General features: G+C 48.8%; 14 protein-coding genes. 7 read left to right on the top strand and 7 right to left on the bottom strand.

Going from position 1 to position 13,724, the window contains the following annotated elements; genetic code table 11:
* Positions 1 to 17: 17 nt before the first annotated feature.
* On the bottom strand, positions 18 to 3,053 hold the full coding sequence (ydiJ, locus tag ACJJIS_RS18405) for a D-2-hydroxyglutarate dehydrogenase YdiJ (RefSeq protein WP_444918990.1): 3,036 nt from the start codon (positions 3,051 to 3,053) through the stop codon (positions 18 to 20).
* Between the two features lie 242 nt (positions 3,054 to 3,295).
* Between ydiJ and ACJJIS_RS18400 the strand changes: the two genes are divergently transcribed.
* From ACJJIS_RS18400 to ACJJIS_RS18390, 3 genes are read left to right on the top strand one after another with little or no spacing between them, the layout of a single operon-like run.
* A complete protein-coding gene (locus ACJJIS_RS18400; RefSeq protein WP_108731802.1) occupies positions 3,296 to 4,258 on the top strand; it encodes a YbgA family protein in 963 nt (320 codons plus the stop codon).
* Positions 4,258 to 5,208 (top strand): MerR family transcriptional regulator, encoded by a 951-nt coding sequence (locus tag ACJJIS_RS18395; RefSeq protein ID WP_444914749.1) that lies wholly within the window; start codon positions 4,258 to 4,260, stop codon positions 5,206 to 5,208. Before ACJJIS_RS18400 ends, ACJJIS_RS18395 begins: the two co-directional genes overlap by 1 nt.
* Positions 5,205 to 6,680, top strand: coding sequence for a cryptochrome/photolyase family protein (locus ACJJIS_RS18390; protein WP_475708778.1), 1,476 nt, complete (start codon positions 5,205 to 5,207; stop codon positions 6,678 to 6,680). Before ACJJIS_RS18395 ends, ACJJIS_RS18390 begins: the two co-directional genes overlap by 4 nt.
* A gap of 21 nt (positions 6,681 to 6,701) precedes the next feature.
* Here the strand turns inward: ACJJIS_RS18390 and ACJJIS_RS18385 are convergent, their stop codons facing one another.
* On the bottom strand, positions 6,702 to 6,902 hold the full coding sequence (locus tag ACJJIS_RS18385) for a CPXCG motif-containing cysteine-rich protein (protein ID WP_108731804.1): 201 nt from the start codon (positions 6,900 to 6,902) through the stop codon (positions 6,702 to 6,704).
* Between the two features lie 139 nt (positions 6,903 to 7,041).
* Here ACJJIS_RS18385 and ACJJIS_RS18380 point away from each other — a divergent pair, with 139 nt between their 5' ends.
* Together ACJJIS_RS18380 and ACJJIS_RS18375 are read left to right on the top strand one after the other, a co-directional pair.
* Positions 7,042 to 7,515 carry a hypothetical protein gene (locus ACJJIS_RS18380; RefSeq protein ID WP_444906406.1) on the top strand — a complete coding sequence of 158 codons (474 nt, stop codon included), beginning with the start codon at positions 7,042 to 7,044 and terminating at the stop codon, positions 7,513 to 7,515.
* 192 nt (positions 7,516 to 7,707) lie between these two features.
* The gene (locus ACJJIS_RS18375; RefSeq protein ID WP_444912129.1) at positions 7,708 to 8,148 is read left to right on the top strand and encodes a YqaA family protein; all 441 of its coding nucleotides are present in this window, start codon (positions 7,708 to 7,710) and stop codon (positions 8,146 to 8,148) included.
* A 127-nt stretch (positions 8,149 to 8,275) separates the two neighbouring features.
* Here ACJJIS_RS18375 and ACJJIS_RS18370 read toward each other — a convergent pair whose 3' ends face one another.
* From ACJJIS_RS18370 to ACJJIS_RS18350, 5 genes are all read right to left on the bottom strand, one after another.
* The gene (locus ACJJIS_RS18370) at positions 8,276 to 8,650 is read right to left on the bottom strand and encodes a 2OG-Fe dioxygenase family protein (RefSeq protein WP_475708777.1); all 375 of its coding nucleotides are present in this window, start codon (positions 8,648 to 8,650) and stop codon (positions 8,276 to 8,278) included.
* A gap of 135 nt (positions 8,651 to 8,785) precedes the next feature.
* Positions 8,786 to 9,736 carry an IS5 family transposase gene (locus tag ACJJIS_RS18365; RefSeq protein WP_444959510.1) on the bottom strand — a complete coding sequence of 317 codons (951 nt, stop codon included), beginning with the start codon at positions 9,734 to 9,736 and terminating at the stop codon, positions 8,786 to 8,788.
* A gap of 55 nt (positions 9,737 to 9,791) precedes the next feature.
* On the bottom strand, positions 9,792 to 10,079 hold the full coding sequence (locus ACJJIS_RS18360) for a 2OG-Fe dioxygenase family protein (protein WP_475708776.1): 288 nt from the start codon (positions 10,077 to 10,079) through the stop codon (positions 9,792 to 9,794).
* Positions 10,080 to 10,269: 190 nt separating this feature from the next.
* Positions 10,270 to 10,881 carry a S41 family peptidase gene (locus ACJJIS_RS18355; RefSeq protein ID WP_475710371.1) on the bottom strand — a complete coding sequence of 204 codons (612 nt, stop codon included), beginning with the start codon at positions 10,879 to 10,881 and terminating at the stop codon, positions 10,270 to 10,272.
* 98 nt (positions 10,882 to 10,979) lie between these two features.
* Positions 10,980 to 11,198: a hypothetical protein gene (locus ACJJIS_RS18350; RefSeq protein ID WP_444936650.1), complete on the bottom strand. Its 219-nt coding sequence runs from the start codon at positions 11,196 to 11,198 to the stop codon at positions 10,980 to 10,982.
* A gap of 670 nt (positions 11,199 to 11,868) precedes the next feature.
* Here ACJJIS_RS18350 and ACJJIS_RS18345 point away from each other — a divergent pair.
* Together ACJJIS_RS18345 and ACJJIS_RS18340 are read left to right on the top strand one after the other, a co-directional pair.
* Entirely contained in the window at positions 11,869 to 13,068 is a 1,200-nt protein-coding gene (locus tag ACJJIS_RS18345) for a pyridoxal phosphate-dependent aminotransferase (RefSeq protein ID WP_475708775.1), read from the top strand.
* Between the two features lie 139 nt (positions 13,069 to 13,207).
* Positions 13,208 to 13,684, top strand: coding sequence for an Lrp/AsnC family transcriptional regulator (locus tag ACJJIS_RS18340; RefSeq protein WP_108731811.1), 477 nt, complete (start codon positions 13,208 to 13,210; stop codon positions 13,682 to 13,684).
* Positions 13,685 to 13,724 lie beyond the last annotated feature (40 nt).

Genomic DNA, 13,724 nt, shown 5'->3' with positions numbered 1-13,724 from the left:
CTTACGTCAGTAAATGCCTATTTATCCAGTTGTGCCAGTAGCCCCTGTAGCGGATGGCGCAAGGATACGCCTGCAAAGCGACTGGCCTGGCAACGACAGGAATAGCCGGTGGCCAACTGGTTTTCGCCACTGTTCAATCGGGGCGCCCAGGATTGCTGGAAAATGACTCGTGAGGTCTCTTTGTGATCTGCTTCGTGGCCATAGGTACCGGCCATACCGCAGCAGCCGAGGCTCTCGGTAGCGAGTTCCAGGCCCAGGGCAGTGAAAACATTTTGCCAGTCTTTCACCGAGGCGGTGGCATTGGTTTGTTCACTGCAATGGGGCAGAAGCTGGAAGTTGGCGGGCGCTATGCGGTGGCGCTGTTGTTCCAGGTGCTCCCGCTGCGAAGCCAGCCATTCCTGTAACAAGTGGACCTTGGGTGCCTCATCGCCCATCAGCTTTTTATACTCGGAGCGATAAGTCAGGGTCATTGAGGGGTCGATGCCCACAAGGGGAATACCGCTGGCGGCGAGGTCGTTAAGCATCTGGCTGTTTAATTCAGCGACCCTCTGGAACTGGCGCAGGAAACCGTGCACATGTAGGGGTTTGCCGTTGGCGCGGTAGGGCGCCAGCATGGGGACAAAATCGAGCTGCTTTAGCAAGCGCACGATGTCGGCAACCACTTGGGCATCAAAGTAACTGGTAAAAGCATCCTGCACTATCACCACTGCGCGACTGCGCTGTGCCGGGCCCAAGGACTCCAGGCAGGCGGCACTGGCGACAGGCACACCCAGCTCCGCCATAGTCGCTTTCAAGGTTTTTTCCGATAACAGTGGGCTGTCCACCATGCCGAACAGGCGCTCCATCAGGAAGGAAACTGGCTTGAGTTTTAGTGGCCAGTTGTATAACTGAGGTAGCTTGGCCAGGTGTGGCATCAGGAATTCCAGCCCACCGACGGCGTAATCTTTTAGCGGACGCAAATAGCGGCTGTAGTAGAGTTCAAGGAATTTGCTGCGAAACTCCGGCACATCCACTTTTATCGGGCACTGCCCCACACAGGATTTACAGGCCAGGCAGCCTTGCATTGCCTCGTTAACTTCGTGATTGAAATCGTACTCGCCACGGGTTTTTGCCAGGGAATTGATAATGCGCTTGGGGAGTCCGACAAAAAAGGAGCGTTCCCGCAGGCGCTGGGCACTGGAGACCGCATCAACATTTTTTTCGCTGAGCAATCGCAGCCATTCGCGCATTAAAGAGGCGCGCCCCTTGGGAGAGTGAATACGGTTGCGAGTGGCCTTGTAGGAAGGGCACATGGCATCGTCGGGGTTCCAGTTAAAGCAAGCACCATTGCCGTTGCAGTGCACACCTTCCTCATAGCCCTCCCAGACCTGGGCGGGAATTTGCCGGTCCCGCTCGCCTCGGGTGGATACCTCGTCAATTTTCAGCAGCTGGCTGTCATCACTGGGGGTAGCTATTTTCCCTGGATTGAGTTGGTTGCGAGGATCGAAGGCGGCTTTGATTTTTTGCAGCTCAGGGTAGAGCTCGCCAAAAAATTCCGGTGCGTATTCAGACCTGACACCTTTCCCATGCTCCCCCCACAAAAGGCCCTTATATTTCTGAGTGAGGGCGACCACCTGATCGGTGATCGGACGAATTTGTGCGGCTTGCCGGGGGTCTTTCATATCAATTGCCGGACGCACGTGCAGCACGCCCGCATCGACATGGCCAAACATACCGTAGTCGAGATTGGCCTCATCCAATACCGTTCGGAACTCAGCGATAAAATCCGCCAGGTTTTCCGGTGGTACTGCCGTGTCCTCGACAAAGGGAATTGGGCGTTTTTCTCCCTGGGCATTTCCCAGTAAGCCCACGGCCCGTTTGCGCATGGCCCAGATTCGATTGACCTCGGCGTGGCCACGGGCAATGGAATAACCGAAACTTTTACTTGCCTGGCCAATAGCTTCATCAATATGAGCAGTAAATTGGGCTAGTGCCTGCTCCAATTCCTCTTCGCTATCGGCGGCGTACTCGACTAAATTAATGCCCTTGACCGGGCGATCGTCCGCTGGGAAAAATTCACTGACGCTGTGCCAGACGATATCTTCCATCGCCAGCTGCAACACTTTGCTGTCCACTGTCTCGATAGACATGGGACCGGCCAGCATCAGGTCTTTGGCGTCGCGTAGCGCCTCTTGAAAATGGTCGTACTTTAAATTGACTAGGGCGACACATTTGGGAATTGGCAACAGGTTGAGTTTTGCCTCGGCGATAAAACCCAGGGTTCCCTCTGAGCCACAGAGAACACTATTGAGGTTAAAGCCTTTATCGTCGCGAATATGAGCCAGGTCGTAGCCGGTGAGGCAGCGGTTGAGCTTGGGAAACTTTGCTGTGATTAACTCTGCTTTTGTACGCGCGATAGAATCACAGACTTGGTGAACCTGTGCAGAGCGTTTATCCCCGACACTGACTTGTGCCAGCTCCTCATCGTCGATCGGGGCCGAGTGCCAAATCTCACCGCCCAATAATACGGTGTGTAACTCCAGCACGTGATCGCGGGTTTTGCCGTAGACACATGAACCCTGGCCTGAGGCATCGGTATTGATCATGCCGCCAATGGTGGCCCGGTTACTGGTGGAAAGCTCCGGAGCAAAAAAGAGGCCGTGGGGTTTGAGTGCTGCATTCAGTTGATCTTTGACCACTCCGGCCTGTACCCGGACCCAGCGCTTCTCAACATTGATTTCGAGGATCTGGTTCATATGGCGGGAGATATCCACAACCAGTCCATCGGTCAGGGACTGGCCGTTTGTACCGGTACCACCGCCACGGGGGGATAGCACTACCGAGTGAAACTCCTCCCTGTCAGCCAGCTCAGCGAGCAGCTGCAAGTCACGACTGTCGCGGGGATAAACAACGGCCTGGGGCAGGACCTGGTATATCGAATTATCGGTAGCCAGGACCGTGCGGCTGGCATAACTGGGGGTGGTATCGCCACGGAAACCTGCGTCCTTCAGTTCCTGCAAGAACTGCAAATAGAGCGCCTGAACCTCGTCGACTTCGCGCAATGCTGGAATCATGAGCTAATCCGTACTTTCCGGGAGGTGTGGGCCGCATCGCAGACCGGGGACTGGCGATAAGAGTGCGCGCAGCGCTAAATCTCGGAATGAACGCGGCTTTGCATTGTAGCTTTGGTTTGCATTTGCGCAAGCCACGGCGACCTTGCAGGAGATTTTCAAAAACTTATACAAAGGCAGAGCTTGTATAAGTTTTGGTGGCAGGCTATAAAAAAGGTAGGCCATTACCTGCTCACCTTGTGACTATGAATATTCAATTCCTGCCGCATAAGATTCCCGTTGGTATCAGCCGCTGTGCCGTGGGTGATCCAGTTCGATATAACGGTAGCCATAAGCACAGCAAAGTCTGCACTCAGCTGCTGGGTAATTGCTTTGATCTGCAAGCTTACTGCCCGGAAGTGGCAATAGGCTTGGGAGTGCCCCGCCCGCCAATTCACCTGATTGTCAGTGATCGCCTGCGCGCAGTTGGGCGCGATGACACCAATATCGATGTGACAGAGGATCTTGAGGCTTACGCAGACGAGATAAGTCCGGAAGTCGAGCAGTTGCGCGGTTTTATCCTGATGCAAAAGTCTCCCAGCTGCGGTGTGCGTACTACCCCCCATTACAAAGAAGATGGTCGCGGTGTACTGGCGCATTCGGCAGGTCTATTTGCTGCGCGTGTGAGAGAGAATTTCCCCCACCTCCCTATGGAGGAAGTAGGGCGGCTGAATGCCAGCGATATTCGCGAGAACTTTTTAACCCGAGTATTTGCTTACGATGCTTGGCATCGCTATGTATCGCCGGATCCTCGACCCGCTAAAGTTATTGAGTTTTACACCGCTTATAAGTACCTCTTGCTAGCCCATAGCCAGCCTCTGACCCGTGCCTTGGGTCAGTTTGTTTCCAACTCTCGTGCGGTGACCCCCGAAGAGTTCGCTTATGAAATTCGTGGGCGGATTATGGATATTCTCTCCCAACATGCATCGCGCAAGGATCGAACCAATGCACTGATGCACAGCCAGGGGCACTTAAAGGGCTATTTAAGCCGGGAAGAGCGGGCTGAACTGGCCCAGCTTATCGAGGAGTACCGGCAAGGGCATAAACCGATTTCGGCGGTGCTTACTATGCTCCGTCATTACTTGCCGAGAAGCCCACACCACTTTATCCACAGCCAGGTCTTGCTCGCTGCCGAGCCGGCTGAATTAGGTTTATGTGAATTTCGATAATGAGCGTCATGTCCGACCCAGAAGTTGTTGAAAAAAACTATTTTCCGATTCGTGAGATAGCTCGGAGGACCGGGGTGCATCCCGTGACCTTACGGGCCTGGGAGCGCCGCTATGGTTTACTAAAACCCATGCGCACCAGCAAAGGGCATCGACTTTATAGTGAAGAGGAAGTCGAGCAGATTGAAAAGGTCCTGCAATGCCTCGCCAGGGGCGTTTCCATTGGTCAAGTGCGAGACCTGTTGGCGCGAGAGCAGGACAATTTAGGGGTGCCAGCGACTGCAGGCGATGGAAAAAACAATTGGCAGGCGATGCTGGATGAAACCTCCAGTCTTCTCAGAGACTTTGCAGAACCCCAGCTGCGCCGCCGTCTCGATCAGTGGTTTTCCTCATTCCCTGCAGCTTTGCTGTTGGAGCACTGGCTGAAACCTTTGCATGTGCGGCTTGAGCGATTTCGCCTACCTGAAGCCCATGGGGCGCAGACATTTTTCTGGCCTCTGTTAAATGAACAGCTACTTCTGACTAATGGTATGGCCAGGAAAAACCTGGACAAAGACAAGTCCCAGGCGAAGCCCCGTATTCTTTTACTGGAAATTGGCTTTCAGGGCCAACAGGCATTTATACAGATGTTTATTGCGGTGCTCCTTGCCGCAGGAATAGAGGCCGTTACCCTGGCTTATCCTGCGGGATTATTGGAGCTGGGAAGTACAGTCAAAAAACTGGGTGCTCAGGGAGTGCTTTGCTATAGCCACAAGGCTATGCCGAAAAATATTCTTGAACGTGAGCTACCAAGTGCTGTTCAGGGGATGACTGATCCTCTGTGGCTTGCGGGTGATTTTATTGAGGTGCAGCGTTTGGCTTTGACTGAACTGAACCGACTCCCTTTAACAAAAGTACTTGCCGGAAATACAGAGAGCGCAGTTACACAATTGCGGGAGTCTTTAAAGCTATGAGTCGCCCAGTGACTTTGCCACGTGGCCTGGTATGGCTACGCAGTGACTTACGCCTCAATGATAATTCAGCACTTTACCAAGCCAGTATGCAATGTCAGGAGGTGGCTGCTGTATTTATTGCCTGTCCGGGTACCTGGCAGAGCCATGACGAAGGCAATCCATTGGTGACTTTTCGTATCGCCTGTTTGCGTGAATTACAAGATGGATTAGAGGAGCGAAATATACCGCTGTACTTCATTGAAGTTCCTACTTTTGTTCAGGTTCCAGGGGTTCTTCAGCAAATAGTTGAGCGCCTGAATATCAATGCTCTCTATGCGAATGCTGAATATCCACTCAATGAGCTGCGCCGTGATAATGCAGTAAAAGATTTACTGACAAATGAGGGGGTTCAGGTTCAATTCTATAGTGACCGCACCCTGCTTCCACCGGGAGCAGTAAGAACCGGCGGAGGGGAACCCTACAAGGTGTTTACCCCCTTCAAGCGTGCACTGATTCAATTGTGTGCCGATAGTGAAGTAAAAACCTTGCCTAAGCCTCGGAAAATTTCTACTCGGGAAAATGGAGCACATTGGCCAAAGTGGCTTTCTTTATCTGAAGGGCAGAAATTAAGCCAAAAGATTCCAACGCAACTGTCGACATACTCGATAGATAAGATCGACGATGCAGGCCTGATTAAAGGGTGGCAAGCAGGAGAAAAGGCGGCACTGAAACGGCTCAAGAAGTTCGGTGGAAAAATATCTGCTTATCAGGTAGAGAGAGACTTTCCAGCACTCGATAGTACCTCCTGCTTATCCCCCTACCTAAATAGTGGTGCTGTTTCGATTCGCCAATGTATAGCTATGGCGTTGGATATGAATGAGGGACGTTGGCTGGGTGGAGATGATGGGGCGGCCTGTTGGATTAGCGAATTAATCTGGCGGGAGTTTTATACCCATTTGTTGGTGGACTTTCCCCGTCTGAGTAAAGGGAGGCCATTCAAGCAGGAAACTGACCAAATTCCCTGGTCCTACAATAAGGGTCAGTTTGAGCGTTGGACTTTGGGGGAGACTGGGGTTCCGATAGTTGATGCAGCGATGCGACAGTTAAATGAGACTGCCTGGATGCATAATCGATTGCGTATGATAGTAGCTTCATTTCTCAGTAAAAATATGCTGATAGATTGGCGCTGGGGTGAGCGCTACTTTATGCAGCGCTTAATTGATGCAGACTTTGCTTCCAACAATGGGGGCTGGCAGTGGACTGCCTCCACGGGTACTGATGCTGCACCCTATTTTCGTGTATTTAATCCTTATAGTCAGTCGCAACGTTTTGATCCCAATGGAGATTTTATCCGCAAATTTATACCTGAGCTAAAGGAGCTGAGCGACAAAGCCATACACGATCCACCGCCGACTCAAGGCTATCCTCAAGTGATTTGCGATGTGGGGGCTGGACGGAAGCGAGCGATTGAAGTTTTTGCCAATTTGAAGTGAATTTGAGTGCGACAATGCGATTTAGAACGCTTCATCCTCAGTATGAGCCACGATAGATAGCTCGCCATTTAAATCGAGTTCCACAAAGAAAACGATAGGTCTACAGCAAACTTGGCAGTCCTCAGTGTACTGTTGAGGCAAAACTGATGAATCAACCAGTATTTTTATGATTTCACCACAATAAGGGCAGTAAATACTTCTCTCAACTATTACCTCTGGCACAGGATAACTCCGTCTGGTGATTGTCAGATTTCCTTCTTTAGTCCATGCGAGTTAATAGCATAACTATACTTCAACCTTTAGTCAGTCCCCTCTAATTGCAGAGTTACTCAGAAACTCCTTAAAATAGGAAGAGGTAGCCATGAAAATTGCTATGGCGCTGTTGGTTGTCGTATTTATTGTCTTTTCATCTGAGATGTATGCAAGCTCGCGTAGTGAAGTTTCTGATCTTATTAAAAATTTCTACAGCACATTTAATAGTTCATCTCCGCCGAGTAGTTTGAAGAAGTACTTTGCTCAATCCCCTTTGTTTTTTATCGGTGAGCAGCCGGGGTTGTCTAATCATCCCGATTTAATCCCCGTAATTATCGGCCAGCTGCGTAAAACTATGGATCTAGAGACATATCCATTTTCTGGATTATATATAGAGAAAATTTATGTTTCAGAAGATGGCTCAGCAACATCGCTTGTTGTTTTTCAGCGATCCAAATCAAAAGAAAGGAGTAGGAAAGCTGCCTGCAATATCTTGTCAATAGCAAAACTAGAAGGTGGCTGGAGGATTATGGGGTGGACACTGATTTCGACTTCGGATGAGCGGGTCTGTACTTGGGCCTAAGTAAGTCTGTGTAAGGTTATGAATTCCAAAATGTGTTAACAAGGGTGAGTATAAAAAGTAGAGGCTTGTGACTAGTATCGATAACACTGATGAGGGGGGTTGTTGGGATGTCCCCCTTTTTTCGATTATAGTGGCGCAATTATAAGTATAGATAGAAGGAATGCCGAGTTTAGCTAGGCATAAGTCGTCATTATGGGGTACTTTCTTGAGTTTGGATTTTTGGGGCTTTTCGTATCAGCATTCCTGGCAGCGACCATTCTGCCGCTAAGCTCAGAAATTGTAATGACTGGTCTATTGCTCCAGGGGCTCTCCCCTTGGGCCCTGATAATAGTCGCCACTACTGGGAATGTAGCGGGCTCTCTTCTCAATTATGCATTAGGCTACTGGGCCAGCTTGGGCATGATCAAGAAATGGTTGAGAATGTCTGAAGAGGAATTTGTAAAGGCTGAACAGAGATTTAAAAAATATGGGGTATTCTCCCTGTTTTTTTCCTGGGTGCCTATTATTGGTGATCCCCTTACTGTAATGGCTGGTATTCTAAGAATTCGCTTGGTTTGGTTTTTGTTGTTGGTTGCCATGGGTAAATGTCTACGCTATCTGGTGATTTGCTATATGGTATTGCAAGCATCTTGATATGGATATTAAGTTAATAAAAGATCTTGGTTTGGTATTTTGAGAGGATTTGAAGTTTGATTTAGGCGGTCATCTTTTTAAGCTTGAAAAAATTCTTTGGGATCTGGTTTGGGTAAGCTTCATGTTTTCATGTGGTGTTTCTATCGTTATGTAATGTAATTACCACAACATCCCTTAAAGCCTCCCCGGGAAAAAGAGGAGTGATGGGGCTTACGTAGTGTTTGAGCGACCTGTCGTTCAAAACCAAAGCTTTTCCAGGGGTCAGTGTGCCATGAAATATAATTTCATTTTCATCCAAGTTGCTGATGAATGATTCCCCTCCATTGACATTATTTCTATTAATACAATTAATCGCTACATAGTCAAACCCATCTTGGTGAAAACCCTCAGGGGTGGGGTAAGCGTTGAATTCATCTGTAGCACGAACTCTTATCTGGTGGCACCCGACCTGATATTTTTTTGCCGGTATATATTGTTGGGAAATTAAGGATCCTCTGATCAACGAAGCATTTTTCCAGAATTAAGCTGAGCTGCTTGAAAAATTCACTTTATTACGCACAAACGCGTAATTTTCGCGTAATAGTCCCCTAATTTTTCATCTGAAACCCTCAATAGGTGGGTTTCAGGCGAACCACCCCTAGGCAGCCAAGTATTTTCTCCCTATTAATAAGTTGGTAAAGCCTGCCAGTAAGCACAGCCTCTCAGTATTTTTTACCAGTCCCCGATAGCGGACCTTGTCATAACCAAATACCCGTTTGATGTAGCGGAAGGGGTGCTCGACCTTCGCTCTTATCTGCGCCTTGATCTTTTCCGCTTTACGGAGTGCATCACGCCCTGGAAGAGTTTTTAGCTTGCTCGGCTTCATTGCTATATACCAATCCGCCTCCCGCTCTTTCAACTCTTCACGTTTCTCCGCACCAATGTACCCAGAGTCTCCCCAGATTCTTTTCTCCTCCCCGTGGAGAACTCGCTCTGTGGTTGTGACATCATGCGAATTCGCTGCTGTTGTATCTATGCTATGTATTACTCCGAGCACATCATCAACCCCGATATGCATTTTCATCCCAAAATGCCACTGATTGCCTTTCTTTGTTTGATGCATTTCCGGGTCACGTTCTTTCTTTTCATTCTTAGTTGAAGTTGGCGCAGAGATAATAGTGGCATCTACAATCGTGCCTTCACGCAGTACCATCCCATTCTCAGCAAGGTGTTTGTTGATTTCATCAAAAAGAGCTGCACCTAGCTGATTGAGCTCCAGTAAGTGGCGAAAGTTAAGAATCGTTGTTTCATCGGGAATTGGGCTACTCAAAGTCAATCCAGCAAAACTACGCATGGATTCAATTTCATACAGTGCATCTTCCATAGCGGGATCACTGAGATTGTAAAATAGCTGCATGCAATGAATACGAAGCATGACACTCAATGGATATGGCTGTCGGCCACGTTTACCTTGTGGGTAACAAGGAGTGATCTGAGCTTCTAGTCGCTGCCATGGGACGAGGGTTTCCATTTGAGAAAGAAACTTCTCTCGGCGAGTTATACGACGCTTTAGCTTATATTCTGCTTCGGCAAAGGTGACTTGGTGCATGATTCATCGTAGTCTTGATGGGTAGGTGAATATTACCAAATTGACTCAGAATTATTCAGAGGTTCCTTAAGTGTCTTACAATATTTTGTGAGAATATTCTAGCGATTGCTCCTAATGAGGGGTAGTGACGCTCTATATCCCCAAGGTACGTGTTAATTGTTTTACTCTGTATGAAGATGGTATTGTTGCTCCACTCAATTGAATTGCCACTATAGAGTCCTGAACTATATGTTCGGTAGCGATATGGATTTTGGGATTTTAGATATTCATCTGGAGGGAGGTGGGCAAAGCTGTCCGCAAGTTCTTCAGGAATGTACTTTAGGATTTGAGTAAATTGAAACATCCAATTCGCCCTGCTACACGAATAAGATAAGGGAATGATATTAGGTTAATGTGAGTGAAAGATTTTTACAATTATTAAGGGCTGTTTTTTTATTTATGGGATGTTGAATTGATCTGGGAAGGGTGGCTAATAACTAGGACCCCTTCCTGAAGTAGTAGTCTGAAAAGTTATTGAAAGGGGTTAAGGTATTTTAAAGGCTATCGAAATCCTGCAGTTTTTGTTGAATTTCTTTTAAGTGTTCCGGATGTGCAGTAGAAATTTTGGCCGCTTGTAAGGCGAGCCTATAGGCTGTTGGAAATGCTTTCTCCCGAGATGTCTCGATATCTGGTTTTACACCAGTCCCCTCCCAGTTAGTTTTGGTAATCGGATTAACTGCCTTAGCGATAGGGATTGCTATTTTAAAGCCATTCCCAAGGGGGAAGTACTGCCAGGGATTTGCCCCACCTTTGGTAGCCTCTCCAATAATGGTTGCACGGTCCAGGTGCTTTAAATAGTACGCAAAGGCCTCTGCTGCTGAGAAGGTATCGCTACTGGTTAATATATATACCGGGGTGTCTGCTACCTTTTTACCCTGAACCTTTTCCTGACTCCATATCTCTGTAACATTGCCCGCGGGCTTCCAGTGGATGCTATTGAGGTGGGTGGGTTTATCAAAAAGATAACCGCTGATAAGGCCGCCCATAAAGCCATTACCACCACCATTCTTTCTCAGGTCAAAAATAATAGCGCTAGTATCTTGGATTAATGCCATAGCTGCAGCCACTCGACCTTGGGACTCCTCGTTAACATGGTCAAACCCCAGAAAGCAATTTAGCCGATGTTACCCTCTAAAACTTCGACTCGGGTAAATCCAGAATTTTTTCTGCTGAGCTTACTAAACCAATCCTCGTGTTTCGGCTGCTATTGGGGAGATTCTGGATCATCCCAGCTTACGCCAAAGTGTTTATCATGCTTTGTTAAAGCAGATTTAATAATTCCAGCCACTGACTCTGTATTAGTGGCTTGCCTGAATGCCTCTGACTCTGCAACTTTATTTAATGAAGAGTGAATCGCTTCCAGGTTTTCTTGCAGGACATAGTTGGAGGCAATCTTTTTCTCGATAGAATTAATAAGCTCCAACTTCCTTTCCTGAGAAATTTCAGTGCCGATTGCCGTAAGTGAACAGGAGAGCAAAAGTTAGGTTAGTAATTGTTTCTTCTTATCCATGATTTATATTTACTTATTGGTTTTCAGATGTTAACGATAATACGCAATCAAGCCGTAATAGATAGTTTCGGAAGATCAAAGCTGGTTAACACTAAGTATATCCAGAGGCGCTAAGGGGCCAGTTTCGCACCTATACCGGGATTGGAGTTTGCCCTCCATCTTTGAAGATTAAAGTTAATCTAAATACAGCGAAAACTTGAGGGAGATTGCTGCGAGTCAGGTGAAAGGGGCATGGGGAGCGGACGGGACGTCAAAAAAGAATATCGTAATGAAGCTTTGTACATAGCCCTGGGGTTTTCCTGGCTCCGTTTAATAGTGTTCAATTGCAGTGGGATGGGGTGATACCTTGCTTAAGTTATACTCATTACTCGCTCTCTCTGGGGCGCCAGGATCGTCCTGAATAACTGAGACTAAAAATCTATTTTTAGTCGCGATCCACCTGAACACACTGGCCCCCGCATTATCTGCGGGAATACCTGAGAAAAGCTCCCTCTAATGCGAAATTGACGGTCATATAGCGGCACCGATTACCCAGATGGTTGTTACCTTAGCCCCTATAAATGGCTGCTAAATAGTGAAAAACGTGACAAATTTTACCCCCAGGTTCAGCTTGCAAAGTGAGGCTTTGAATGGTGAGGACGCCAATGTTTGGGCTGTGAGTGACCGAGCTCACGATCTCGCCAATAAAGGGGAGGATGTCATCTTTCTCTGTGTAGGTGATCCCAACTTTGACACCCCCGAGCCGATCCTCGACTTTGCCCGCGCTCGCCTGGGAGTGGGGCGCACCCACTATTCCCCTGCGGCCGGGGAGCCAATGTTGCGCAGGGCTATCGCGGATATCGAGAGCAAGGTCTCCCCCCACCCCTGTAATCCGGATGATGTTGTTGTTTTCCCCGGTGGAACCAACGCGATCTACGCAGTACTTGCCTGCCTGCTAAACCCCGGTGAGGAGATAGTAATTCCCGAGCCGATGTATATCGGCTATGTCCCCATTTGTGATGCCTTGCGCCTCTCCGTAAAACGGGTCACCTGCCCGGCGGAGACCAATTTTGCTTTTGATGTCGACGCTATCAAGGCCTCCATCAGTGAGCAGACCAAGGTCGTTATGATCAATACGCCGGTAAACCCGACTGGCGCGATGGCTACCCCTGAACAATTGCGCGAGTTGGCGGCATACTGCCGCGAGCGCAATATTTGGCTGGTGTGTGATGAAGTTTATTCAATGATCACCTTTGCCCGCCGCCACACCTCTCTGCGTACGGCAGCGGAGTCGCTGGATAATATTGTTGTGGTTGATGGCTTGTCCAAATCCCACGCCATGAGTGGCTGGCGCCTGGGGTGGGCAGTGGCTCGTGGTCCCCTGGTAGATCGTTTGATTGCTTTTGCAGGGGCGACAATTTTTGGCTGCCCTCAGTTCATCCAGGAGGCTGCAGCCTTTGCCCTGGAGTTTGATAGCTACTTCGTGAAGCAGATGCGGGATGCCTATCAGCAGCGTCGAGACCTGATTGTTGAGAGGATTGGCCAGATACCTGGCTTGAGTTGCTACAGCCCTGAGGCTGGGATGTTTGTTATGGTGGATGTCTCCAAGGTATCCAGCTCCGGACAAACCTTCGCTGAAGCCCTTTTGGATGCTGAGCGGGTCTCGGTACTGCCTGGCGCGCCCTTTGGTAGCAGTTCAGTGAATAATGTTCGCCTCACCCTGGCGGCTGATGAGGCCGAGTTGTCGCGGGCCTTGGATCGCATTGAACAGTTCGTCACCAGTGGTAACCGCCAGGCCGGTTAGGCCTTTGCCGGGAGGCTGGTTGTCGCCAAATTCGCTTTTGAAGTGATGACAAGTTTCCCATGCCGGTGGCTGTAATGTTTATGCCACCGGCGAATACCGCTATCCTTGCCCCCTTTCAGATTCAAAAGAAAATAGCTCCGTGAAAATTGACCGGCATAATTTGCGTATTTTGCAGGCCCTGCAATCAAACGCACGTACAAGTAACCTGAATTTGAGTGAAAAAATTGGATTATCGGAAAGTGCCTGCCTGGCCCGGGTTAAACGCCTGACCAGTGAGCGCTATATCCGCGAGTTCTTTGCCGAGATAAACCTGGATAAAGTTCGGCATGCAGAGTTTTATGTAAACGTTGCGCTTAAGCGGCAGGATGCCCGTACCAGTGAGAACTTTCGCCGCATTATTAGCGATATTCCACAGATTGTTTCCTGTGTGAAGATGTCTGGTGAGTTCGACTATATGCTGCATTTCGTCTGCCCGGACGCAGCAGATTTTAATCGAGTCTCAGAGCAGTTGTTGGCCAATGAAGAGGCGGCGATTTCCCGTATGACTTCTCATTTGGTGATTGAGAAAACCAAGCCTTTTACCGGCTACCCACTGGAACTCTTGTTTCAGGACTGAGCCTTAAATTAACCGGTGCCCGTGATTTGCAGGGCGCCGG

The sequence above is a fragment of the Microbulbifer maximicatervae (SeqCode) genome (assembly GCF_056231245.1).
The sequence above is the reverse complement of the archived record's forward strand: the minus strand, read 5'-3'. Positions and strand labels throughout refer to the sequence as shown.

Coding starts and splice junctions, on each gene's coding strand:
- ACJJIS_RS18395 (WP_444914749.1), top strand. CDS start 4,258: ATGAGCGTCATGTCCGACCCAGAAGTTGTTGAAAAAAACTATTTTCCG.
- ACJJIS_RS18390 (WP_475708778.1), top strand. CDS start 5,205: ATGAGTCGCCCAGTGACTTTGCCACGTGGCCTGGTATGGCTACGCAGT.
- ACJJIS_RS18360 (WP_475708776.1), bottom strand. CDS start 10,079: ATGTTTCAATTTACTCAAATCCTAAAGTACATTCCTGAAGAACTTGCG.
- ACJJIS_RS18380 (WP_444906406.1), top strand. CDS start 7,042: ATGAAAATTGCTATGGCGCTGTTGGTTGTCGTATTTATTGTCTTTTCA.
- ACJJIS_RS18365 (WP_444959510.1), bottom strand. CDS start 9,736: ATGCACCAAGTCACCTTTGCCGAAGCAGAATATAAGCTAAAGCGTCGT.
- ACJJIS_RS18375 (WP_444912129.1), top strand. CDS start 7,708: ATGGGGTACTTTCTTGAGTTTGGATTTTTGGGGCTTTTCGTATCAGCA.
- ACJJIS_RS18400 (WP_108731802.1), top strand. CDS start 3,296: ATGAATATTCAATTCCTGCCGCATAAGATTCCCGTTGGTATCAGCCGC.
- ydiJ (WP_444918990.1), bottom strand. CDS start 3,053: ATGATTCCAGCATTGCGCGAAGTCGACGAGGTTCAGGCGCTCTATTTG.